At 40.1% G+C, this 25,044-nt stretch carries 19 protein-coding genes; 13 read left to right on the top strand and 6 right to left on the bottom strand.

Annotation, left to right across the window (positions count from 1 at the left end):
• Positions 1-705 precede the first annotated feature (705 nt).
• Genes OQE68_RS19855 through OQE68_RS19840 form a run of 4 tightly spaced genes read left to right on the top strand, consistent with a single transcriptional unit; the run spans position 706 to position 3,103 of the window.
• Positions 706-1,209 carry a methylated-DNA--[protein]-cysteine S-methyltransferase gene (locus OQE68_RS19855; RefSeq protein ID WP_180569458.1) on the top strand — a complete coding sequence of 168 codons (504 nt, stop codon included), beginning with the start codon at positions 706-708 and terminating at the stop codon, positions 1,207-1,209.
• A gap of 50 nt (positions 1,210-1,259) precedes the next feature.
• On the top strand, positions 1,260-1,817 hold the full coding sequence (locus OQE68_RS19850; RefSeq protein WP_180569459.1) for a hypothetical protein: 558 nt from the start codon (positions 1,260-1,262) through the stop codon (positions 1,815-1,817).
• Positions 1,818-1,854: 37 nt separating this feature from the next.
• Entirely contained in the window at positions 1,855-2,319 is a 465-nt protein-coding gene (locus OQE68_RS19845) for an OsmC family protein (RefSeq protein ID WP_180569460.1), read from the top strand.
• 52 nt (positions 2,320-2,371) lie between these two features.
• On the top strand, positions 2,372-3,103 hold the full coding sequence (locus OQE68_RS19840) for an ABC transporter permease (protein WP_180569461.1): 732 nt from the start codon (positions 2,372-2,374) through the stop codon (positions 3,101-3,103).
• Between the two features lie 17 nt (positions 3,104-3,120).
• Here OQE68_RS19840 and OQE68_RS19835 read toward each other — a convergent pair whose 3' ends face one another.
• From OQE68_RS19835 to OQE68_RS19825, 3 genes are all read right to left on the bottom strand, one after another.
• On the bottom strand, positions 3,121-3,963 hold the full coding sequence (locus OQE68_RS19835) for an FHA domain-containing protein (RefSeq protein ID WP_180569462.1): 843 nt from the start codon (positions 3,961-3,963) through the stop codon (positions 3,121-3,123).
• 495 nt (positions 3,964-4,458) lie between these two features.
• Positions 4,459-5,544 carry a hypothetical protein gene (locus OQE68_RS19830; RefSeq protein ID WP_180569463.1) on the bottom strand — a complete coding sequence of 362 codons (1,086 nt, stop codon included), beginning with the start codon at positions 5,542-5,544 and terminating at the stop codon, positions 4,459-4,461.
• Between the two features lie 441 nt (positions 5,545-5,985).
• Positions 5,986-6,837, bottom strand: a complete 852-nt coding sequence (locus tag OQE68_RS19825) for a hypothetical protein (RefSeq protein WP_180569464.1) — start codon at positions 6,835-6,837, stop codon at positions 5,986-5,988.
• 349 nt (positions 6,838-7,186) lie between these two features.
• Between OQE68_RS19825 and OQE68_RS19820 the strand changes: the two genes are divergently transcribed.
• Both OQE68_RS19820 and sodB read left to right on the top strand, forming a co-directional pair.
• Positions 7,187-8,311: a saccharopine dehydrogenase family protein gene (locus OQE68_RS19820; protein WP_180569465.1), complete on the top strand. Its 1,125-nt coding sequence runs from the start codon at positions 7,187-7,189 to the stop codon at positions 8,309-8,311.
• A gap of 357 nt (positions 8,312-8,668) precedes the next feature.
• The gene (gene sodB, locus OQE68_RS19815; RefSeq protein WP_180569466.1) at positions 8,669-9,250 is read left to right on the top strand and encodes a superoxide dismutase [Fe]; all 582 of its coding nucleotides are present in this window, start codon (positions 8,669-8,671) and stop codon (positions 9,248-9,250) included.
• 72 nt (positions 9,251-9,322) lie between these two features.
• On the opposite strand, the gene OQE68_RS19810 is transcribed toward sodB, so the two are convergent.
• The 3 genes from OQE68_RS19810 to OQE68_RS19800 all read right to left on the bottom strand — a co-directional run bounded on the left by OQE68_RS19810 (position 9,323) and on the right by OQE68_RS19800 (position 12,460).
• Positions 9,323-10,429: a YcjF family protein gene (locus tag OQE68_RS19810; RefSeq protein ID WP_180569467.1), complete on the bottom strand. Its 1,107-nt coding sequence runs from the start codon at positions 10,427-10,429 to the stop codon at positions 9,323-9,325.
• Positions 10,426-11,823, bottom strand: coding sequence for a YcjX family GTP-binding protein (locus OQE68_RS19805; RefSeq protein ID WP_180569468.1), 1,398 nt, complete (start codon positions 11,821-11,823; stop codon positions 10,426-10,428). Before OQE68_RS19805 ends, OQE68_RS19810 begins: the two co-directional genes overlap by 4 nt.
• A gap of 247 nt (positions 11,824-12,070) precedes the next feature.
• A complete protein-coding gene (locus OQE68_RS19800) occupies positions 12,071-12,460 on the bottom strand; it encodes a hypothetical protein (RefSeq protein ID WP_180569469.1) in 390 nt (129 codons plus the stop codon).
• Positions 12,461-12,807: 347 nt separating this feature from the next.
• Here OQE68_RS19800 and OQE68_RS19795 point away from each other — a divergent pair, with 347 nt between their 5' ends.
• From OQE68_RS19795 to OQE68_RS19765, 7 genes are all read left to right on the top strand, one after another.
• A complete protein-coding gene (locus tag OQE68_RS19795; protein ID WP_180569470.1) occupies positions 12,808-13,203 on the top strand; it encodes a GNAT family N-acetyltransferase in 396 nt (131 codons plus the stop codon).
• Between the two features lie 98 nt (positions 13,204-13,301).
• Positions 13,302-14,048, top strand: coding sequence for a substrate-binding periplasmic protein (locus tag OQE68_RS19790; protein WP_180569471.1), 747 nt, complete (start codon positions 13,302-13,304; stop codon positions 14,046-14,048).
• Positions 14,049-14,221: 173 nt separating this feature from the next.
• Positions 14,222-19,222 (top strand): DUF4347 domain-containing protein, encoded by a 5,001-nt coding sequence (locus OQE68_RS19785; protein ID WP_266195781.1) that lies wholly within the window; start codon positions 14,222-14,224, stop codon positions 19,220-19,222.
• A 57-nt stretch (positions 19,223-19,279) separates the two neighbouring features.
• Complete coding sequence (locus OQE68_RS19780; RefSeq protein WP_180569473.1) at positions 19,280-20,770, top strand: TolC family protein; 1,491 nt, start codon at positions 19,280-19,282, stop codon at positions 20,768-20,770.
• A gap of 20 nt (positions 20,771-20,790) precedes the next feature.
• Positions 20,791-21,591 carry an efflux RND transporter periplasmic adaptor subunit gene (locus OQE68_RS19775; protein WP_180569474.1) on the top strand — a complete coding sequence of 267 codons (801 nt, stop codon included), beginning with the start codon at positions 20,791-20,793 and terminating at the stop codon, positions 21,589-21,591.
• Entirely contained in the window at positions 21,588-22,943 is a 1,356-nt protein-coding gene (locus OQE68_RS19770; RefSeq protein ID WP_180569475.1) for an efflux RND transporter periplasmic adaptor subunit, read from the top strand. The genes OQE68_RS19775 and OQE68_RS19770 overlap by 4 nt, the downstream gene beginning before the upstream one ends.
• A gap of 1 nt (position 22,944) precedes the next feature.
• Positions 22,945-25,011, top strand: a complete 2,067-nt coding sequence (locus tag OQE68_RS19765) for a biotin/lipoyl-binding protein (protein WP_180569476.1) — start codon at positions 22,945-22,947, stop codon at positions 25,009-25,011.
• Positions 25,012-25,044 lie beyond the last annotated feature (33 nt).

Genomic DNA, 25,044 nt, shown 5'->3' with positions numbered 1-25,044 from the left:
TTTTGCTAAATTATGTAAATCAGCTCAGTTGATGACGAACACACCAATAGAGATAAATAGATCACATTTTGAGCTACTGTTATAAGCAAATACTTAACACAACTACAATAAGGGGTTTAGCGCTGAAACATGATCTATCTTGCCTTCTTCAGCTTTACGACAAGCCCACATACTGTTAACTTAATCACATTTAAAAAATACAAGATGATAGCGAATTTATATATGTCATTTTGTAGAGCAACGTCTGAGCATTCTCAGATTAATACCTCAATAACAAAACCCTAAGTTTTTGGTTATTCCAAGGGCGGTAGCGTGAATATTGAAGAACAATTATTCCTTGCGGCAGAGCAACATTACCCTGCCGGGTTTGGTGGAGCTGTAGCAATTAGAACGCAATCAGGTAAAATTTTGACTAGAACCTGAAACTAAAAATGATTCACTTGCTTTATGTATGGAAGTGGGATCTATTCTGGAAGCTCATAAACCCAACAAAGTAATCACTCACTCTGCGTTTGTCGGGAGACAGAACAGGACAACGTCCTAATCCTCAGTTTTTGTATACTTTGTCAGGAACGACTTGTCCACTGGAGTGGTGACGTGCAGGTTGCCATTAGTAATCCACAAAACCAGCTTATTTTTAAAGCAATTAGAGAGTTGCAACCTTATCATTGGTCCATCGTTAATGGAGAAACACTGTAACAACTCATGAATAAAATAAATATTCAATATTATCATTCACCCTGTGGGAAATTAATCTTAGGTGAATATAATGGTCAACTTTGCTTGTGTGACTGGCAATATAGAGAAGCAAGAACTACGGTTGATAACAGGCTGACGAAAAGACTTAACGCAATTTTTGTTGAAGAAGATAGTGATATTCTTCAAGCAGCCAGACAACAGCTGACAGAATATTTTAATGCGGAAAGAAATACCTTTGCTATTCCTTTATTGATGGTGGGCACCCCTTTTCAAAAAACTGTCTGGCAGGCATTGACAGAAATTCCCTTTGGCTCCACCACCAGTTACCTTCAACTTGCAGAAAAAATAGGCAATAAAAGAGCTACTCGAGCGGTTGCCAACGCAAATGGCGCTAATGCCATTTCTATTTTTATCCCTTGCCACCGTATTATTGGCAACAATGGCAAACTGGTTGGCTATGCAGGTGGTTTAGAAGCCAAGCAAAAGCTACTACATATAGAGCAGCAATAAAGCTAGTTACATTAACCAACCACTTTTAACTTTAAAAATATAAATAGAGTATGAATAGTTCAGTTGATAGCCATTTTGAAAATATAATACGCACCTATATACTGGCGAAAGATAACAACAAACCAGAATTAATGAAAAGTGCTTTTTCTGATGATGCCATTCTGGAAATAAAAAATAAAACAGCTAATATTAATTTTCCGGCTACCACCGTTGGTCTAACAGGTATTACAGATACATTGGTAACTAATTTCAACCAGTCTTTCGAAAATGTTTATACCTATTGTCTACTTGATTCAGTCCAAGCTACCCAATCCAGTTTATCATGCCAATGGCTAGTACTCATGACGGAAAAGGTTAACCAAAATATTCGCATAGGCTGCGGCCTTTATGACTGGGAAAATAATAATCAATCAAAGTGTCTCGCCAACAAACTGACTATTACCATTGAGCAGATGGTATTACTTCCGGCAGTTGATTTACCGGCCATCACCAAATGGCAAAGCAGTTTAGATTATCCATTTACTGAATCTACAAATATTATTAATAAAATGCCTGTTATAGAATCACTAAATGTAATAAAAGCGTATATACACCAGCCCCTCGATTAACACTTTAACCTTAATTTTTTTCCAAAGGAAATTGCAAATGTCTGAATACACGGCAACCATTAAGTGGCAAAAAGCTGAACAAGAAGACTTTTTAACTCACCAATACAGTCGAGCCCATACTTGGTCATTTGATGGGGGTATTACGGTACCTGCTTCTTCTTCTCCTCATATTGTTCCCCTACCTTACTCAGAAGCAACCAATGTTGATCCTGAAGAAGCATTTGTAGCAGCCCTATCAAGCTGTCATATGTTATTTGTTCTAGCTATTGCTGCGCAGCGAAAGTTTATTATTCACGAATATGTAGACAATGCTACAGGTACTCTAGAAAAAGACTCTGATGGTAAAATGGCAATGACTAAAGTCACTCTACGCCCGCAGATCACCTTCCTTGGTAACCAGCCTACCCGACAACAGCTGGAGGAAATGCATCACCTGTCTCACGAAAAGTGCTTTATTGCCAATTCAGTAAAAACCGAAGTCACTACCGAAATAATCGAATGAAAATCTACTATTTATGTAATAATCATAGCCCACTTTTAGGTCTACACATTTAATGAATGACTCCATACAAATAATCCCCTTTACTAACCTAGCACTGGCTTTCATTCCAGTAGCCGTTGTTATCGCTATTATTTGGAAATGGCAGTTAGATTATAAAGACGCTGTTTATGCCATTTGTCGTATGCTAGCCCAATTACTACTCATTGGTTATGTCTTAACCTATATTTTTGCTAGTGATAGTGCTTTACTTGTTAGCTCCGTTCTCACGATTATGATAGCTGCATCAAGTTGGATAGCATTACGTACTCTGTCAGTTCCGCGCCAGGCGTTATATTTAATTTCTTTTATTTCAATTACATTTGGCGGCGGAATTATTTTATTGCTAATTACTCAGTTTATTTTAGAACTACAACCTTGGTACATGCCGAACTATGTTATTCCTTTAGCAGGTATGTTATTTGCCAATGCGATGAACAGTGTCAGCCTGGCTGGAGAAAGAATAGAAGCTGAGTTGAATAGAGGCTTATCCTATGAACAAGCTCGCATTATTGCATTTAAAGCCTCATTAATTCCTATTACTAACTCTCTTTTTGCTGTTGGCTTGGTTTCACTTCCAGGAATGATGACAGGGCAAATATTATCAGGGGTTTCCCCCTTAATTGCAGTACGCTATCAGATTATGGTGATGTGTATGTTATTTGGTTCATCTGGCGTTTCGTCAGCATTGTTCCTTACTTTGATTAAGAACAAACTACAATCACAATCACAGCTAAAACAAACATAGTCAAAGTGAATGAATTACTAACTGATTAAATTAAACCACCAGAGTAGTGTCAGCAAAACCAGCAGTAAAGCTCCCCACCCCCAGAGTTTGAAACTACTATTATCAGACTTACTTGCATTTAATAATTCTTGTTGTTGCAAATTACTATTCAACTGATTAAGTGGCATAAAGCCCGCACTGGTTTTATGATAATTTTGATTAGTCATCGTTTGTGACTTTGTCCTGACCCTGGTTTTGCTTTGATCTTCAGGTGGGCCAATCACCACAAAGCTGTATTGGTCAAAGGTAATCAAGTCACCAGTACGAAGCCGACCTTCTGTAATCTGCAAATCATTAATATAAGAGCCGTTGGCTGAAATAAGGTCTTTCGCAAAAAGTAAACCATCAACTAGATACAGTTCTGCATGACGTCTAGATATATGAGGAGAAGATAAACACAAATCACAATCGGTGGCACGTCCTACTAATAGCTGATCAGTAACAGCAATGGTGTTTTCAGTGAGATCGTGATTAACTGGCTTAAGGTACCAGCCAGTTACTTTTTTGACTGGGTTATGAACAGGTGCTCTTACTTGTTTAGGGTCAGAAATTAATAGCTCAGTTGAACCAATTCGAATGGTATCACCAGCAAGTAATACCCGGTTTCTTAATACGGGTTCATTATTAACATAGGTGTTAATACCCCCCGTTAAATCGATTAGAGTAGCCTGATCACCTTGGATAAAAATACTAACGTGCTCTTCCGCAATTGCAGGGTCTTTTACAATAAAGTCACATGTAGCGCCATTACCAATAACCACTTTATTGCCTACTAACCATATCGCTCCTTTTGCACTGTGTTTATAGCCTAGTTTCAGCATGGACAGTATTTCCTAAAATGCAAAATAAAAATAAATAGTTGTGTCATACTAAAATTCAGCCTAACTCTGTATACATCTATTCTTTTATAGATAAGACAAATGGTTAGCGTATCCCCATATAAGTGTTTTTTTCAGATTAATCTTGCTTACAGTTGTAGACTGACTCTACAATGCCCATTAAGCCTTTGATAAGCTGATGCCCCAAACCTGTTAGTCTGCCTAAATCTCAATAAATTTAAACAATAGGTAACAAAAGTTTATACGGGCATCACAAATTCAACTTATTATATTTCTTTGAAGGATCTTTATGGCATTAACCTCAACCCCAAGGACTAATATCATTAAACACTATATACCCGTCGCGAATCATTTTTAGGTTTTGTTATCATCATTCCTCGCCCCCAATCACCTATTAATATAGGCTCATGAGGCTTCGTTACTTGATGGCCTCACCTAAAAATCCTACGCATTGGGTATATATTTTAGGTATATCATTTATTTAATGAGTTGTTTTAAGGTATTTTTACAAAACTCACTGGCTACTTTATCAGTGTATGCCATAATTTGTTGGCGCTGTTTAAGCGTGGGTTTTACACTGTTTTTTAGCGCATCCAGTGCCTCAAGCTGTAGTAATTTAGCCTCACAGTAAGCACTGTTCTTAGTCAGTTTTCCTTCCAATTGCTGGCTGGCAGAATCAACTAATACAAAGTCTATACGGCTGGCAACAAAATAAGGGCTAATATCTGCTGCTCGCTGCTCAGGTGCCGCTGATGTTAAGGTTTTAGAGTGGTCTGCAAACTTCATATGTACAACTGCGGGGGACTCAACCAACGGTTGGTCTGGAATAATCATGTAGCCAATTGTAGGCAAGTGCTCATTCAATAGTCGATTCAGGTATGACAAGTTATAAGGACTATGATCATCACCTAAATTCAAGTTATTGGATAACACCCAGCTTTTCATTACACAGTTTGTCATCCCTTGTTGCTCTCGGTTTGGACATTGACTTTCAACACTGGTAACAAAACGTACATGGTATTTCAGGGTGTTTTTTAGGGAAAGCATACTAAACTGCTGCTTTTCCTTAAACCAATTATGCAGCAGTGTTGTTTTTTCTATATCAGGGATAATTTCGTTGGCCGAATTCAATTTTAGGGCTGGTGTTAACAGGCCTTTTTGATTCCTGAACGCTCTGATCAACGGTTGCTTAATATTTTGGGGAATATGAAAACGTACTTGAACAATGGGCTTGTGTAATAAATCGCTGGTAATACTTTGTTTAAGCTGCGCCCAGTTAGTTGCTGTTAGAGAGAGCTCTTTTTGTTTAGGCTTGTAAAAGCCAAACAAGTCATAGCTCTTATTATTTTCCTGCCACTTACCTGCATACTGAAGACGCTGTGCGTAAGCACCTAACTGCTTATTATAGTCAGTCCCCTGATAATCATAAGAGGCCGATACAGCATTAAATGAAACTTGTTTCTTTATACTTGATTTTATCGGGGGATTGCTTGTACAAGCTGTTATCAGCAATACACTTAACATTGATACAGGCAACAATAAAGAAGAACTTAACCGCATCATGATAACTACTCTAATTATACCGGCCGCTGAAGCAGGTATATATTACCTTTTTTATATAAGACTCGTTGGCTACAGGTTAACTCATGGATTACTGAGAAACGACTTCCACCATACTACTATTAATTTACAAATAACCACACAATAGCATTACCCGAGTCTCACCCCATGAATAACTTGCCTCAATTCAATGGATTATAGCGGTGTCATTAGCTTTTGACGTGAACTAAACCAACTTATTTATATTGAATTATTAACAATATTCCTCAAGATAAGAATCAGTAGACACAACAAATGATAAATAGATATCTGTTGTATATCATTCGGGTTGGTTAAAGAAAAAATAAGACGGCATATCAATCAAACGGCAGGAGTGAAGCTTATTGAAAATCCCACTAACAACAGTGAAAAAGGCTCACCTAGTGGGATTTCCCTATCAGCTGATTACTTAAGCTTTTTCTTAATTTGAAGCAATTGATTATTTACTTGTCGCCTAAATGCATCTATCGCTTTTAGTGTTTCAGCATGGGCTTCCACTTGCTTGAGTAAATCAGCTTGCTTGGCCTTATCCTGTTGTCCTGCCAACTTTTGCTGTGCTGAAAGGGTTGCAACAGTTTGTTCCAATTGATTTAACTGCTCTGTTAATACAGAAATTGCTGTTTCATCCGCTGGGTTAGACCTCGGTTGTTTATTTAGCTGTTTGCTTAACTTGGCATTTGCTTTTTTCAACTGAGCTAACTCAGTAGTTAACGTAGCTATTTTGGCCTGGCTTGTTTTATAGTCCTTTGCCAGCTGCTCGACTGTACTTGCTTTATCACCAAGCTCATTCGTTAGCTTGGCAATGGCTTTTGCATTTTTTTCTGCGGCTTGCTGGTTAGCTACAATATCTGGTTTGTTACGCTTGTTAGATAAGTCCCATAACTTACGAATCTCAGTATGGGCCAACTCCAGCTGCTCTTTCATTTTGACACGTTGCGCTTCACGTTTAGAAGTCGTCTTAGCCAAATCTGCTCCTGTAGCTGACAGCTTACCCGTCACTTCACTCAAAATAGTTAGCGTTTTTTGCTGAGATTTTTTAAGACTGGCGTTTTCTTTCCTAAGCTTGTCGATGGTTAAATAACCAACCCCACCCAGTGCAGCCACCGCTATTACTAGCAGAAAGACGACAAATGCAAGCAGTGGACTGGACTTTTTCACGATTGTTTTTGGTCTGCCATAGTGTCTGCTATCAATATCATCATCTGCAATCGATACACTGGGTAAATCATCATATTCATCGTATCGGTTATCAGTCATCGCAAAACTTCTCACCCTTTATCATTGCCAGCCATTGTAGAATATTGGTTACTATTCACCAATAGGCTTTGAGCCTATTTATTAGTTAATTTTAACCATACTACTTGTGATACATGCACACTATAAACTAGCACTACCTTATTTATTGCAATACTTGTTTTCTGATGTACTAACTGACTGTATATCATTCAGCTGATAACATCATAACCAAGTCACAATTTCCTTGATTAACTCCACCTACCCTAATAGCCTACTAGCCCTGAAGCAACCTGAATCACTTTGTTCTGAATAGAAAATTTTAGGCAGGCGTAACTGCCACTTACTACATCAGTTGCCGGAGCCTCAACATATGCTGGAAAGCCAGTCAGGGACAATAAAAACCCAACAAACGCCTAAGTGGCTTATTTATGGTGCCAATGGTTATACCGGTCGTCTAATAGCCAAAGATGCGGTAAAGCAAGGGTTAGAGCCTATTTTGGCTGGGCGCAATGATCAAGAAATTGCCCCCTTAGCGATAGAACTAGGGTTGTCTTATCGTATTTTTGATTTGGCTGACCAGGACATTGTCAATCAAGCATTGGCAGATATTAATCTTGTGGTACTTTGTGCAGGCCCTTTTTCCAGCACGAGTAAAGCAGTGGTTTCAGCATGTATAAACCAAGGTACTCACTATCTTGATATAACAGGTGAAATCGATGTATTTACAGCAATTTTTGCTCAACACCAGGCAGCTAAAGCAGCTAATGTAGTACTTTGCCCTGGAGTAGGTTTTGATGTTATTCCGACTGACTGTATTGCAGCAACCCTGAAAAATGCACTACCTGATGCTAATTATTTAGCACTGGGCTTTGACAACAAAAGTCAGTTAAGCCCTGGCACTATGAAAACCGCTATTGAAGGAGTAAAGCTCGGCTGTAAAATTCGTGAAAATGGTATTATTAAAACTGTGCCGCTTGGATATAGACAGCGTAAGATTGATTTTGGTAATGGCTTAAAACAGGCTGTCACTATCCCTTGGGGGGATGTCGCAACTGCTTATTTTTCAACCCATATACCTAATATCGAAGTCTATATACCTCTATCTCCTGCAAGTATTCATCGCTTGCGCCGACTACGCTGGTATCGTCCTTTACTATCGCTATCACCCATACAACGCTTTTTAAAATACCAAGCATCACGTAAATGTCGTGGTCCCTCAGAGCAAGAGCGATTACAAAGCAAAGTATATGTTTGGGGAGAAGTTAAAAATGACCAAGGCGATATCAAACAAGCCTATCTAACCACCCCCAATGGCTACCAGCTAACAGTGGCAGGCACTTTATTAGCTGTACAACACTTGTTGCACTACCGTGGTGAAGGTGGTTATTTTACTCCTTCACAACTAATGGGTAGAAACACTATAGAAAGCCTACCAGGCACTTCTAGAATCAAAGTCATTAGTGGTACATTCAAAACCAATACCCAAGCCCTTTAACCCGAATATTTCATCCATTGGCTACCTCTTAAACCTGAATACTTTATGAAGTATTCAGGTTCCAATTAACCCTACTTTTTATCCCATAGAAAAGGCATCTCTTGAGTGCTATGATTTGCCTACTTCTGAAGTCTGTAGGGTATAAACTCAAAGCAAGGCCGACAAAAGATGGTTATTCAAAGGCAATCTTTGAGCAATATGCAACACATTGGTCATACATCTTTTTTTACAAAAGACAATTGATGTAAAAGTAAGCATGTAAAAACGATGTCATTGTATTGCCTTATTTGAAGTTATTGTCTATATAAGACATACCCTATTATTAAGCCTGATTGAATAATAAATGGAGTAACCACAATGGCTATTGAATTGCCTGCTCTTCCTTATGAACGTGATGCGCTTGAACCTCATATTTCCAAAGAAACCTTGGATTACCATTATGGCAAGCACCATAATACTTATGTTGTTAAGCTAAATGGCCTGATCGAAGGCACTGATTTTGCTGGTAAAGACTTAGAGTATATTGTTAAAAACTCTGAAGGTGGCGTATTTAATAACGCAGCTCAAGTCTGGAATCATACTTTCTACTGGAACTGTCTAAGCCCCAATGGTGGTGGTGAGCCTACTGGTGAATTGGCTGCAGCAATTAACGAAGCATTTGGCTCTTTTGCTGAGTTTCAAGCTCAATTAACAGACAAAGCCGTTAACAACTTTGGTTCTGGCTGGACCTGGCTGGTAAAAAATCCTGATGGCAGCGTAGAAATTGTCAATACCAGTAATGCGGCTACCCCGTTAACTGGCAACCAAAAGCCTTTGCTCACAGTTGATGTATGGGAACATGCTTATTACATCGACTACCGCAATGTACGCCCCGACTACTTAAAAGCTTTCTGGCAGCTGGTTAACTGGGAATTTGTTGCAGGTAACTTTGCTGGCTAAGTTTTCCCGTTAAACAAAATTGTGGGAGGTATACCACCTTCCACAATTCAATATAAAATGCCCCTTCACTACTTACTCTGCTTCTGGACTGCCTCCACTTACACCATCACTTTTCTTACTTAATTGCTGCTTGCTACCAGGCTTAACACTCGCCAGTAAGTTATCCATAAACTGTTGTTTCAAGTAAGTCATTAACTGTCCATAGATATGCTTTAAGCGAGGTTTTTGTTTAACAGCAAAAGGGATCGGCCGACATAAATTGATTGCCTGGTAACCCAGCCTAGCGGTAAGCAGACCAGCCCCCATTCCTTGAGTAAAACGAGTGGAAACCCGGCCAGCCAATTCCGCACCTAATAAGTCCATACCAATATCGGCAATAAGCTCCGTAGCCCCGGTATAAACCATATTACGAAATACCGTACGAATAAGAGAAATACGGCTCCAGTAGCCTAACTTGACACCGTAAACCTCGCATAACTTATCAATCATTTTAATATTACGCCAACCCAGGATTAGCATATCTGTAATAGCCAAAGGACTAATTGCCACTAATAAGGCGGCTTCTGAGGACCAGCGATAAACAATCTGTTCAGCTTGACTATCCAGTGGTTTCAGTACAGTTTGGCTATAGAGCGTAAGGACTTCTGCATCATTATGGCTACTATTAACAGCATTTAACCATTGTTGATAGCCATCTGTCGTGCGATAGCCACTTCGCTGACTTAACCTTTTAACAAAACGAATTGCCTCTCCTTGTTGCTCGCTTTGTTGTAAGCGATTAGCCTTCCGCTGCCATTGCCGTAGTTTTTTTAACTTAGTTAAACTGCGAAGCTCCCCAAACAGCACCTTACTCAGGCAAGCAACCAACAGGGCAACGCCAGCAGTATAAGCAGTTGCAATCAACTGGTTATGCTGCCACTGATCAACTAAAAACCAAGTTAATTCGGCCAACGCACCAGCCCCCACCAACCCTGCCGCAATCAGCAGCCAGCGCCCTGTTAATGACTTGGTCGGTTGAGGGGCTAAGGGTAAAGCTTGCTCAATAGGTTGCTCCAACTTTGGCGTAAATTGATCTGCTGAAAAGTCTTGGCGTTGTTGGACTTTCTCTGGTTGCTGTTGTTCAGCTAATGATTTGTCAAAGTGAACTGCTTGATGCAATTGTTCATCTTGTTTGCTCATTGCAGTTTATCTCCCAGTAAAAAATCCAATGCCTGATCCATCCGAATATGCGGGAGTGGCTGATTCAGCTGCTTAGCCGGCGGAAAAAACTCAACAAATTGAAACGGCTTCTTCTGCCAATAATCAGCCTTAGGTGGAGAACCAGGTACTTCTCCAGGAAATAAGGTCAATAAGCTACGATCCGTTAGTTGATATCCCTCAATTGCAGGTATTTGTTTTCCTTGGTAATCACAAAAACCTGCCTGCGTCGCTCTAATTGATGCCAAAGCCATCGACTCAACTGTAATACCATCAAACCGCACATGACGTTTAATCCCTTGAACCAGCTCTGCTAATAAGCCCACCAAATGACCATGCTGATCTGGCGTGACATGATCGGCCTTGGTTGCAACAAATAACAGACGATCTATCTTGGGTGAAAATAAACGTGTAAGAAAGCTGCTTTTACCATAACTAAAACTTTCTGCAATTTGCTCCAGTGCAAGCTGTAAGTCATTAAAGCTACCTGGCCCTGCATTTAAGGGCTGCAAGCAGTCTGCTAAAACAATTTGTCGATCAACCTGGGCAAAATGTTCTTTATAAAAGCGCTTAACAACCTGTTCGCAATAACTGTCATAACGACGGGTTAGCTCTGCCAACAAACTGTCACTAGTCTTTTTATCCTGCGAGGTTACAGGAATAGGGAAAAAATTGAGTATCGGTGCGCCTTTCATTTCACCTGGTAATAAAAATCGTCCAGGTTGCAAAAAATGTAATCCCAGCTCCACCCGAAATCGCTGGATAAGTGTCGTATATTGCTCAGCAAGTTCTCTGATTAACTGATCATCAGTTGCTTCATTAAAATCAAGCGCGGCTACACGATTTAACCAGTCACTGGCAAGCTCCAAACGCGGCGCCTGATTAAGTAATGCCCACTGCTGCTCACTCCAACTAGCAAAGCTTTGCTCCAGCATTGGTAAGTCCAGTAGCCACTCACCAGGGTAGTCAACAATATCCAGCAGCAGTGTTACTGGTTCAGCAAGCCAGCTAGATAACCCTGTCGCAGGCAAAAAGCGCAACGCCAACCGTATTTCACTTAACCCTTTAGTTGGTTCAGGCCATTCTGGCTGATCGCCAGATAACGACTGTAACGCAAGATCATAGCGAAAGCTGGCCACTTCTGGATGGGGTTGTTGTACACGCCGCACACCTAATAAGCGATCATCCTGAATCACTTCAAAAAACGGCAACTGTTGACTATGAGTGCCTTCCAATAACTGATTGACCAACGATGTAATAAATGCGGTTTTGCCACTACGGCTCAACCCTGTTACCGCCAAGCGAAGATGCCGATCAAAAGTACGCTTTAAAAGCTGCTGCCCTTGCTGTTGAATTCGCTGCCAATATCCAGCCATAGAAGATGATTACCCTATAAAATACCTGTCACATCACTAAATACCCTACCCTGAGGATATATGAGCTTAAAATATACAGTTTAGTTCGGTTAAGAAAGAGAAGAATACAGATAAAGCAGGAACCAACACAACTAACGCCAGGGCCAGCTGTGTTGATTACTAATGAAGGCGTTTATTTGTTATTTCAGCTAACTTTAAATAAAACGAGCCTATCCATGGATGAAGCAATAACAAGGAACAACAGTTGCTACTGAATTAACACCTTAAATACGCTTACTTTTTGGCCCGGTGTATGAACAACCGCCTTCACAGGGCAACGACCACGATTAGTATAACTGAAATACCATTCTGTATAACGGTCATCACCACTTTTACCCACAGTCACCGCTCTGTAACCAGGGTTAGAGCAACCTATTGACTGGTGAGGCCCCCAGTGAACCGAGCAGCCATTATCAGATACATAGCCTCTTTGAGTGCTAGCAAAATTACCGCATGTAGCAGGCGTGGAACAAGTCAGTCTCCAAGAACCTTGACAAGAGGCAGCTATTGGCTCTGCTTCATTAACGCCCTCTGTCGCATAGACACTTGTTATTGAAGTAACAGCGAATATTGATGATAGTAATAGTTTTTTTAACATAACCTTTCCTTGGGTCTAATCCTTCACATACAGTTATAGAGAAAAGCGTCTAAGGAGTATTTCCTCTATAGACTTTCGTTTATATTTATATTTTTTTAATTTAGCCATTAAACAAAACATGCAACAACCAACTTAACAGGCCAATAAACTACCAAAGAGAATTATATTTATCCACCGGACTCATGTATTAATTGAATTGATTTTTTCTTACAGAGTAAGTTTATACTTACAATTACATTTATTTATCTTAAAACCATTAAATTTATGTTTAATTACCCTACTATTACAGACTAAAATAAGCCTATAATTTATCACTCATTAGTCGCCAGCAATATTAGGGGAAATTGATGTACCAGATTATAGAAGAAGTCGTTGATGCCGAAAACTTTCTTCGTCTGCGCCAGGTTTCTGGATTAAGTCCAAGATCTAAACAAACTGCAGAAAAAGCCTTACCAAAAAGTATTTATGGTGTACATATCCGTTTAAATAACAAACCTATTGGCATGGGTAGAGTTGTTGGTGATGGTGCACTAAATTTTGATATTGTTGATATTGCTGTTGAACCTGAGCATCAAGGTAAAGGGTTAGGCCGAATAATAATGGAACACATTATGAGCTTTCTAGACAAGGAAGCACCAAAAGACTCGTATATATGTTTAATGGCTGATGTCCCGGCACTGTATGAAAAGTTTGGTTTCAAACTGACACGCCCACAAAGTGAAGGGATGTATATTGTAAAATAACTTAGTCAATCAGGTGACTTATGATGCTCACCTGGTTATTAAGATAAAGGCTATAATACATAGCAAACAACTAATAGCCGACTACTAAGCATCTAAACATGAACATTTACGGCATTATCTTTGGGGGGGTAATTTTTTTCCTTTTAACCACACTCAACAAAGTAAACGCCAGAGATTTAACAGCCAGTCTAGCAATATTGCCTATTCATTCTGAGTATGGGCCCAATGGCCAACCCAAAGGCGGCTTTGTAGAAGTTGTGCAAGCTATAGATAAAGTGTACACAGAGGGAGAAATTTCAATTGTCCTTTACCCATTTGCTCGCTCGCTGAGTAATGTGGTTAGTGGCGAAGCAGACTTTCATATACCTCTTATCAGATTACCTCACATTGCAGAAGAAACACTCCCTTATGCTTACGCTTCAGAAAGAATCACTCAAGTTGCTTTTATTTTATATACAAACGCAGCGAAACCAAAACTAAATAGAATGAATCTAAGCATGCACTCTATTGCTACCATGATGGGACATACTCACTTTTTCCCTTTCAAGACACAAGCACTCACCACCATAGCAAGCGGAGTAACAATGCTTGTGAATGACAGGATTGAGGGATACATTATGGAGCAAGATGCCGTTGACAGTTACATCCGAAAAAATAGAATTAAAAATGTTCGACGAGAATTATATTATCAGTGGGACTCATCTGTCGTTATTCCCAAAGGTAAAAAACGAGAAGAAATAGATACCATTATTTCAGAAGCATTACGTAAACTCAAAGCGAATGGAACACTGCAAAAAATCACCCAAAAAATCCATCAACCCTATATTGAATGGCAACCTGATTAACTCAAAGCTAGTCTATAAACCAGAGTTCAAGAGTGAACTGACGCCCAACACACCAAATGCTACCCACGTATAAATGCTATAGGGATTAAGCACTCCTCATCTACTATTATATTCATAGTCCTTATGACACTTATTTTTTTTATAAAAAAAAGAAGTAACTATTAGTATAGTTCATGAAAAAAACTAATAAAAAAATCACAACCTCCTCCCCAGCTTTTGATATTACTTCATATATTGAACTATTAGAGCCCCGTCTGCTTTTTGATGGTGCAATGACAGTTGAAGCTGATCTTGCCAATGATACAGATATTGAAGTAGATAATCATGAGGCTGCTCAGCAAGAAGCAGCTGAGCATCAGGCACTATTAACCGCTCTAGAACAGGTCAACTCAGACTTACCGACAACTGTAGCCTTTGTCGATTTAAACCTGAAAAATGCACAGGATATTGTGAACGCGCTGGATGATACTATTACTGTTTACCCGATTCCAGCGGATCAGAATGGGCTAGCGATTATTGCTAAAGCTGTTAACAGTCATCATACCATAGATGCTGTTCATATTTTTAGCCACGGTAGACCAGGTGAATTACTGTTAGGCAATAGCACTATCAATCAACTGACGATTAATCATTTCTATACTGACCAACTTAAATTATTAACCTCTAAGCTTAGCGATACAGCTGATATATTGATCTATGGCTGTAATATTGCCAGCTCTATTGATGGGCAAAATACTATTGCTTTATTAGCTAAACTCACAGGTGCAGATATTGCAGCTTCTACTGATATTACTGGGGCTACAACTAAAGGCGGTAACTGGCAGCTGGAATATCAGCTTGGTGAAATTAATCAGCAGCAATCTGTCTTATCATCAGATTTTCGCCAACATTACCCTCATATACTAGCGGCGCCAGGAAATATTGACGGTGGTAATCTCACTACTTGGTTAAAAGCAGATTCAGGTGTAACCTCTGCGGGAGGACTTGTTTCTTCATGGCAAGACCAAAGTGTTAATGGTGGTGATAACACCGTTGTCCAAGGGCTTGATGCACAAAAACCAACGTTATTAAATAGCAATAATGCTAATGCAGCAAACTTTAATCCTGTTTTATTTTTTGATTCATCAGGTGCGTCTGACGACCAGTTATTAAAAACCATGGTCACAGGCAGCGACCTGATCACTGCTGCTAATAATACTATTTTTACCGTAGTCAACGTTACCTCAGCAGGTGTTGTTGTCCAATGGGAGCAAATCAATGGTTTATTTGGCGACAACCGAATCAGTATTGAATATCAAGCACCTAACGACCCTCGCTTAGACTTTCCAACCGATGCAGTAACCAATACAATTGTCAGCAATACCGTTTCAACTAATTACCATATTGTCACTGGTGTTACATCAGCTGCCTTAAATAGCTTATTTGTTGATGGACTGGAAAAAGGTACCACAGTACCTTCCGCAACAGCCGATCCAACTCAGTCAGGCACTTTGGCCGTCGGTACTTTTCCTGAAATCCCTAGCTCAGTTAACCCAACCATGAACCTGGCTGAAATAATTATTTACAACACCAACTTATCACTTGCTAATAAACAACAAGTTGAGTCTTATCTTGCCATTAAATACGGCACAACGCTTGATACAACGGATAGTGATGGCTCTATAATAGAAGGAGATTATAAGTCCTCTGGCGGTACAACCGTTTGGGACTCTACTACCAACGCTGCATTTCATAACGATATAGCCGGCTTAGCTCAAGATGATGACTCAGCCCTTGATCAAATCCAGTCAAAGTCCATTAATACTGATAGTATTCTCACCGCCAGCGGGGCTTCATCACAAGACAACAGCGACTTTTTTATTTGGGGCAATAATAATGGAGCACTCACCGAAACAACCACAGAAAAACCCTTAGGGGTTAATCAACGACTTACCAGGGAATGGAAAGTACAAGAAACTGGTGATATTGGCACAGTTGATTTTTCTTTTGATCTAAGCACTATTGCCACTACCGGCACAGCGGCGAGTGATTTCGGGTTATTAGTTGATACCGATGGCGACGGGGATTTTACCTCCGGCACTATCAATACTATTGTCGCTACTAGTTATGACGGCACCAACCTGACTTTTGATAATATTGATCTTGCAACTGGTAATGTTTTTACTATTGCCTCTTCACTCAACCAATCTCCAGTAGTTAATAATCTTGGTGGCGATAGCGTTACTTATAATCGAGGCGACGGCGCGCAACTAATCGATCAAGGTAATAATGCCAATGTTGTAGATGCGGATAATGCCAATTTTAATGGCGGCAATCTCACGGTGCAATTTACCTCGGGTAGTGATAATGCCGAAGACCAACTGGCCATTCAACACCAAGGCAATGGGGCTGGACAAATTGGTGTAACAGGCAATACAGTCAGTTTTGGCGGCACGGCTATTGGCACATTTTCCGGCGGCACAGGAGGGACTCCCCTGCAAATTAATTTAAATGCTAATGCCACTCCAGCCGCCACTTCCGCCCTGGTCAAACAAATCAGTTATGAAAATACCGATACCACCAACCCCACGGCTGGTAGTCGCACCATTCAATATACATTGAATGATGGCAATGGCGGCAATAGCCTCCCAGTACAAGCCACTGTGAATATCAATGGCACCCCGGCCATTAATAATCTTGGTGGCGATAGCGTTACTTATAATCGAGGGGATGGTACCCAGTTAATCGACCAAGGCAATAATGCCAGTGTTGTAGATGCGGATAATGCCAACTTTAATGGTGGAAATCTCACGGTGCAATTTACCGCGGGTAGTGATAATGCTGAAGACCAACTGGCCATTCAACACCAAGGTAATGGCGCTGGGCAAATTGGTGTAGCAGGCAATACAGTCAGTTTTGGCGGCACGGCTATTGGCACATTTTCCGGCGGTACTGGGGGTACTCCCCTACAAATTAATTTAAATGCTAATGCTACCCCAGCCGCCACTTCCGCCCTGGTCAAACAAATCAGTTATGAAAATACCGATACCACCAACCCCACGGCTGGTAGTCGCACCATTCAATATACAGTAAATGATGGCAATGGCGGCAATAGCCTCCCAGTACAAGCCACTGTGAATGTCAATGGCACCCCGGCCATTAATAATCTTGGTGGCGATAGCGTTACTTATAATCGAGGGGATGGCACCCAACTAATCGACCAAGGCAATAATGCCAGTGTCGTAGATACCGATAATGCCAACTTTAATGGTGGTAATGTTACGGTGCAGTTTACCGCGGGTAGTGATAATGCTGAAGACCAACTGGCCATTCAACACCAAGGTAATGGGGCTGGGCAAATTGGTGTAGCAGGCAATACGGTCAGTTTTGGCGGCACGGCTATTGGCACATTTTCCGGCGGTACTGGGGGTACTCCCCTACAAATTAATTTAAATGCTAATGCCACTCCAGCCGCCACTTCCGCCCTGGTCAAACAAATCAGTTATGAAAATACCGATACCACCAACCCCACGGCTGGTAGTCGCACCATTCAATATACAGTAAATGATGGCAATGGTGGCAATAGCCTCCCAGTACAAGCCACTGTGAATGTCAATGGCACCCCGGCCATTAATAATCTTGGTGGCGATAGCGTTACTTATAATCGAGGGAATGGCACCCAACTAATCGACCAAGGCAATAATGCCAGTGTCGTAGATACCGATAATGCCAACTTTAATGGTGGTAATGTTACGGTGCAGTTTACCGCGGGTAGTGATAATGCCGAAGACCAACTGGCCATTCAACACCAAGGCAATGACGCTGGGCAAATTGGTGTAGCAGGCAATACGGTCAGTTTTGGCGGCACGGCTATTGGCACATTTTCCGGCGGTACTGGAGGCACTCCCCTACAAATTAATTTAAATGCTAATGCCACTCCAGCCGCCACTTCCGCCCTGGTCAAACAAATCAGTTATGAAAATACCGATACCACCAACCCCACGGCTGGCAATCGCACCATTCAATATACAGTAAATGATGGTAATGGCAGCAATAGCCTCCCGGTACAAGCTACAGTGAATGTCAATGGGACACCAACAATCAATAATTTAGCTGGTGATAGCCAAATCTATTTAAAAGGTTCTGGGCTTGTTCCCATTGATACAGGACAAAACGCCATTGTCATTGACCCTGACAATACCCATTTTTCCGGAGGTCAGTTAACCGTACAGTTAATTACTGGGAGTGACAGTCAACATGACCAATTGGCAATTCGTTCAACCAGCAACACTAGTCAAATTAGACTAGCTGGGAATACTATTAATTTCTCAGGGGTTACCATTGGTTCTTTCAGTGGCGGCAGCAAAAGCAACCCTTTAGTTGTTAATTTAAATGATCAAGCTACACCAACCGCCCTTTCAGCTTTAGTGCAAAATATTGCTTTTATTAATAACACTACCTTGCCTGTACCAGGTAATCGTACCATTCAGTTTCAGTTAACCGATGGGCTGGGTGGTTTTAGTTCAAATATTAATACTAGTATTGACGTTGCTAAGACCACTGCCCCGACATTATCTGGTTCAGTTAACTCAATAGCAGAGGCCGATACTGATCTGTCACCTAAAGAACCTATCATAAAAGATGATGATGAACTAACAACTACGACAACAGATGTACAACAACAATTAAATATTACCACTAGCGTTACACCACCTTTAACTCAGGCGAACTTGGTAACCACAACACAAGGCTATCAACCCATTGGCCACCACAACCCTGATACCACCCGTACAGCTAACAGCTTATTTAACCAAATCCCTGTTACTGACCAGGAAATAACACAACGCCCCGTTATTATTGGATTCGACAAGCCTGCTTTAGGTGCTTCTGAGTTTTTAACTATTAAGACAAAAGCCGACAATACAGGGTTATTTGGTTCTTTGGAGCATTCCAGCCAATTAAAAGGACAACAAGTGGTGGGCTATAGTGCTCAGTTAATAGATGGTTCAGATTTACCTGCTTGGTTTAACTTTAATAAAAACAAAGGCATATTTACTGGGTTACCACCAGCTGAAGTAGACCAGATTTCATTAAAAATACAGGTAAAACTTGCCAATGGTGATGCAGTATGGAAAGAAGTCGTCATTAATACCCACACTGGTGAAGTTCATTATCAACAACAAACCGCACAATAACCTACAAATGCTATACTACAGTAATAGATATAGTTTGTTGTAGTCTGTTGTTATGAAATGAATAAAACCATTGTTGTATTAGGTATTCTCATGGTATTGAGTGGTTGTAGTATCCACCCTATCCCAATTACTCTCAAGCAACACCAACAACGTTTAAGCCAAGACCAATCAGCATTACAGGCCAAACAGCAGCCACTCACTCAACCCCTCACTTTACCAGAAGCAATGGCCAGGGCTATTCGTTATAATCTTAATCATCGCATTAGTTTATTACACGGAGCACTTTCTGCTAAAGAGTTAAATACCGCCCGTTTAGAATTACTTCCAAAGCTTACCGCACAAGCAGGTTACAATTATCGGTCCAATCTAGATGCATCCTCTAGCGAGTCAATCGAAACAGGTACTGAAACATTAGAGCCATCCACATCTTCTGACCGAGAAATCAGTGAAGCCAGTTTATCCTTCACTTGGAGTGTACTTGATTTTGGCCTGTCTTATGTTCGCGCCAAACAACAAGCTAACCGTTATTTAATGGCTAAAGAGCATATCCGTAAAATTGCTCATCAAATTATGTTAGATGTGCGGTCTGCCTACTGGCGAACAGTCGCCCAACAACGCCTAATGAAGCATATCGACAAAGTGATGGCACAAGCAGAAAATGCGCTGAGAGACAGTGAAGTCATTCGTCAAAAAAGACTACAATCGCCTTTTACTGCACTAACCTATCAACGAGATATTTTATTAATTATTCGTGAGTTGCATATTTTACGGAAAAATGTACTCCCAGCGAAAGCCGAGCTAGCCAAGCTAATTAATGTATTACCCAGCAGCAGTATTACAGTGATAGAGCCTACTGCACACTCCATGTGGTTACCAGACCCACCTATGTCACTTGGCGAATTCGAACAACATGCACTATTGCACCGCCCAGAGCTCATTAATGAGGTTTATAAAGAGCGAATAACAACTGCCGAAACCAAGGCTGCAATGTTACAACTACTCCCTCATTTAAAGTTACAAACAGCCGGCTATTACAATAGTAATGATTTTTTAGTCAATCAGCATTGGGGGACCATTGGTATTGATGTTAGTTACAACCTACTGGGCACGTTTTCCCAACTAAGCCGCCTAAAAGTCGCTAAAGAAAAGCAAAATATTATTCGATTAAACCGGTTAGCCATGCATATGGCTGTATTATCTCAAATACATATTGCCTGGCAGGCATATTATCAAGCCATTGATGAGTTTAAAGCCGCTAGCCACTTTAGCCAGATCGAACAGAAAATTGTTCATCATGTCAGAGTCAACGCCAGGAAAAAACGCTTAGGTAAAAATGAACTATTAAGGGCAGAGCTTAACCATTTACTTGGCACATTAAGGCGTGACTTAAGCTATGCAGATGTACACAATACATTTGGTCAGTTACTAGTCGCTTCCGGTATTGATGTATTACCTACAACGATTACAGATAATACCTTAACTGGTTGGGCAAATGGTATAGAACAGAAAATGCTTGAATTAGGTGACAAAATAACTTCAGCTGATTAATTAAAGCACGTGAAGACCATATGCATTCATTACTCATTCATTCTATTTTTCTGCTGTTAGCAACCAGCACCAGTCACATTGGCGTTACGTTTAATACTATTTCAGCAGCTCAACATTTTACTAAACAACAGTCATTTGCTAATGCAAGCTCTCCTATATTTCAACAATCCTTAATTAGAGGCATTATTAAATCTCAACATCAAGTAGTGCTTTCCTCTCAAATCGGCGGACAAATCATTCAACTGCCGTTAGGTATTGGCAAAGCCTTTAAGCAAGGTGATTTATTAATGCGTTTGGATTGCCGTCACTATCAGGCAGAATATCAAGCAACAAAAGCAAAATACCGAGCCAAATTAAAACATTATCAGAACAGTCAATCATTGTTACAGCATAATGCAATTGGTCAATTAGAAGTAGCCCTAGCCAAAGCAGAGCTGGATATTGCTAAGACAAGCATTACAAAAGCCAATATCAGTGTTGAAGGTTGTAATATTAAAGCACCCTTTTCAGGCAAAGTTGCTCGATTGCTAGCACAGCCCTACCAAAGTATTAAAGCCGGGGATGCCATTATAGAGGTAATTGATCACAAGCATCTATCTGTAGAGCTAATTATTCCTGACAGTTTTTATTTTAAAGTCAAGTCAACCACACACCTTATTTTTCAGATTGATGATAGCCCCCATCAAATCCTCATCAGTATTACTCAGGTTAGTCCCACAATTGATCCTGTCAGCCAGACCTACCGTGCTTTTGCCCAAATTCACCAACATAATAATAAACAACTTGTAGTCGGTATGAGTGGTACCGCACTGGTCAAATGAACGATATAAATACTGGCATTAAACAGCCCAGCGCAAAATATATAACGAATTTAACTCGATTAATTCAACTGGAAAATCAAGTTCGTCAAACAACGTCTATTAAAGCGTTACAATTCCTTGCAGTTAACCATACCAGACAATTATTACGCTATGATCAAGCTTTTTTAGTTTTTCACCACCGATACCAATGGCAGTTAGTGAGTATAGCCAATACAACCGTTATAGATTCACACAGTCCTTTAGCCTGCATAGTCAAAGCAGTTACTCAAACCCATTCGACTTTTTTTAAACAACCAGCATTTAACCCTAACATTCAACAACTTTTCAAAAATACAGATAATAGTTATCGCAAATTAATAATGCCTCACATATTATATCACCCAATTAGGCTACCAACAGGTAAGCTAATTGGAGGATTATGGCTTGGGCGCACCCAAAAAAAGTGGCAACCCACTGAACAAACACTATTACGCCATCTATCAACTATATACGGCCATGGCTTTCAAGCTTTAGGCGTTAAAGAAAAACGACTCATCAAACTAACACCCAAAAGATACATTGTTTGCTGTATAGCGTTAATCCTCCTTTTCTGTTTTCCAGTCAGTTTAACCATTACCGCTCCAGCTGAAATTGTTGCTCGCGCACCAACTATTGTCAGTGCTCCTATCAACGGCGTTATTAAACAATTATGGGTTAAACCCAATCAGACTGTCGCATCCCAACAAAAACTATTTAGTTTTGAAACAACAACACTTGCCAACCAATATGCCATTAGTCAACAACAATTAAATCTTGCTTATACCCGTTATCATCAAGCGTTACAGATTTCATTAAAAAAATCTTTAGTTGAAAGTAACATTGGCCTTTATCAAGCTGAAGCTAAACTACGTTTAGCTGAGTCACAATTTACCCAAGCCCAACTGGCTCAGGCAGAAGTGATTGCTACTCAGTCAGGCATCGTGCAATTTTCCTCAGTCAGTGACTGGCAAGGGCGCCCTGTTGTTACTGGTGAACAAGTAATGACTATTAGTGACCCTCAAGATGTGATAGTTAATATCTATGTGCCAGTGAAAAACCACACTGTTCTGCCTGATAATGCTCAAATTAAACTGTTTTTAGATGCAGTTCCGTTACAACCATTACAGGCAACCCTACAACAGGTCAGCTTTGCAGCAACACCACACCCTGCTGCTGGTTTAAGTTACCAGCTATCAGCCTCATTGAATAACCAACCCAAAATAGCGCAAATTGGCTTAAAAGGTACTGCAAAAGTTTATAGCGAGTCAGTATCATTGTTTTACTATTTATTCAGACGGCCAATCACAGCTATCAGACAATTTTTAGGGATTTAGTGTGCAAACTCTCCACTTACGTCAAGACTTGCAACTTTTCCGTGGCCCTGAAAATATTAACGGCGAGCCTAGCTGGTCACTCTACGACCCTGCAAAAAACCAATATTTTCGCATTAGCTGGCGAACCTATAATATTATCCAGCAACAATTTTATTCTGCACCCTCAACAAGAAATCTATACGAAGGCTTTCAGACAACCGTTGATGAAATCAACCAAGTGAAATCTTTTTTAGTTAAGCACCAACTGGTTACCTACTCTCACCAACGTTACTCCCCAAGTAATAGCCTCCCTTTAACCCGACTGTTCAAACATTATTTATGCTGGCAAATCCCATTGTGGCAGCCTGATCGTTTTATCAATGCTTTATTACCTATTATAAAAAAAGCTTTATCTCCATATTTGTTTTATTGCTGGTTGTTAATGTGTATAGTTGGCAGCTTTTGGATTTACAAACAGTGGGATGTTTTTATCAATAGTTTTTCCTACTTAACCCAACCGGTAGGCATACTTCTATTTATTCTATGTTTGTTATTTACAAAATTTGCCCATGAATTAGGACATGCTTTTGCAGCAGCTTACTTTCAATGCAGAACCAATAGTATAGGTATTGCTATTATTTTATTATGGCCACGTTTTTATACTGATACCAGCCATAGCTGGCGATTGGTGCAACGTAAACAAAAAATGATTATTGATGGTGCAGGAGTATTAACTGAGTTCTTCATCGCCGGTCTAATGATATTTTTATGGCATTTTTTGCCAACCGGTCCGCTACAAAACTGTGCAGCTTTTATTGCGACTAGTGGTTTAGTATTAACGTTAGTTATTAATTTAAACCCTTTTATGCGCTTTGATGGCTATTATATACTCTCTGACTGGCTGGCTATTGACAACCTACAAACTAAAGCTTTTAATTGCGGCAAGTGGTTTTTACGAAAGCTTTGTTTAGGGTTAACCACCCCTTGTCCAATTAAAATCCCTATCAATACTATTCACCTACTTGTGATTTATGCCTGGCTAACCTGGATTTTCCGCTTAGTTGTATTTTTTAGTATAGCTTTGTTGGTGTATTCTTTTTTCTTTAAGGCATTAGGAATAATTTTGTTTTTACTTGAAATTTACTGGTTAATTTTACGTCCAATCTTTTCAGAACTAAAACAATGGTGGCAACTTAAGCAATTTATCAAAAAGCCAAAACAGTTGTGGGTACCGACTATCATAAGTTTGTTTATATTAGTATTACTTTGTTATCCATTTAGTTGGTCGTTCTTTATTCCTGCACTTTATCTACCTCAGCAAAGCCAGCAATTGTATGCTTTTACTACAGGGAAAGTCACTGCCATACATGTCGAGCATCAACAATCAGTTTCTGCTGGGACACCTATTCTATCCTTAGAAAATCCACTATTAAATCATCAAATACATGTTAGTCAGTTGAAAATCGCCCATCTTAAAGAGCAGTTACGTCAAACCATTGGCACTAATCAGTTATTGTTTAATCGTACTCTACTTTTAAAACAGTTGACTCAAGCTAAGCAACAACTGAATGGTTTACAGCAAAAACGGGGGTTACTGGACTTAAAAGCACCCTATACAGGCACACTTTACTGGCATAATCCGGCTCCACATATTGGCCAATGGGTAAACTCTCAATATGCATTAGGCCAGCTCATTACATCAAAACAGGTCTATTTAACAGGCTACAGCATAGCAACGACGCTCAATCAATTGAGTGACACCAAGTCAGGCATATTTTACCCCGAAATACCTGAACTATCTCCAATAAGAGTAAAATTAAATCAAGTCAGCGCTATTAACTCACCATTCCTTGAGCACGCTTTTTTTCAGTCAATTTTTGGCGGCCCTATTCCTGTACGATTAAATCAGAATAACCAAGCTGTACCAGAGCAGCCAATTTATCCAGTAACTTTCCAAGCAATAGAATTGGCTAGTTATCCTCCCCGAATGATTAATGGCACAGTAAGAATTGATGGTAGTGCGCAAAGTTTAATCACTCGAATTTATAGACAGATCTTAGCTGTTTTAATTAGGGAGTCAGGCTTCTAAAAAACCGTTTATTATTTGACCACCCCCCTTATT

Source organism: Spartinivicinus marinus (assembly GCF_026309355.1).
Lineage (GTDB): Bacteria > Pseudomonadota > Gammaproteobacteria > Pseudomonadales > Zooshikellaceae > Spartinivicinus > Spartinivicinus marinus.
This window is presented reverse-complemented; position numbering and strand designations above follow the sequence as displayed.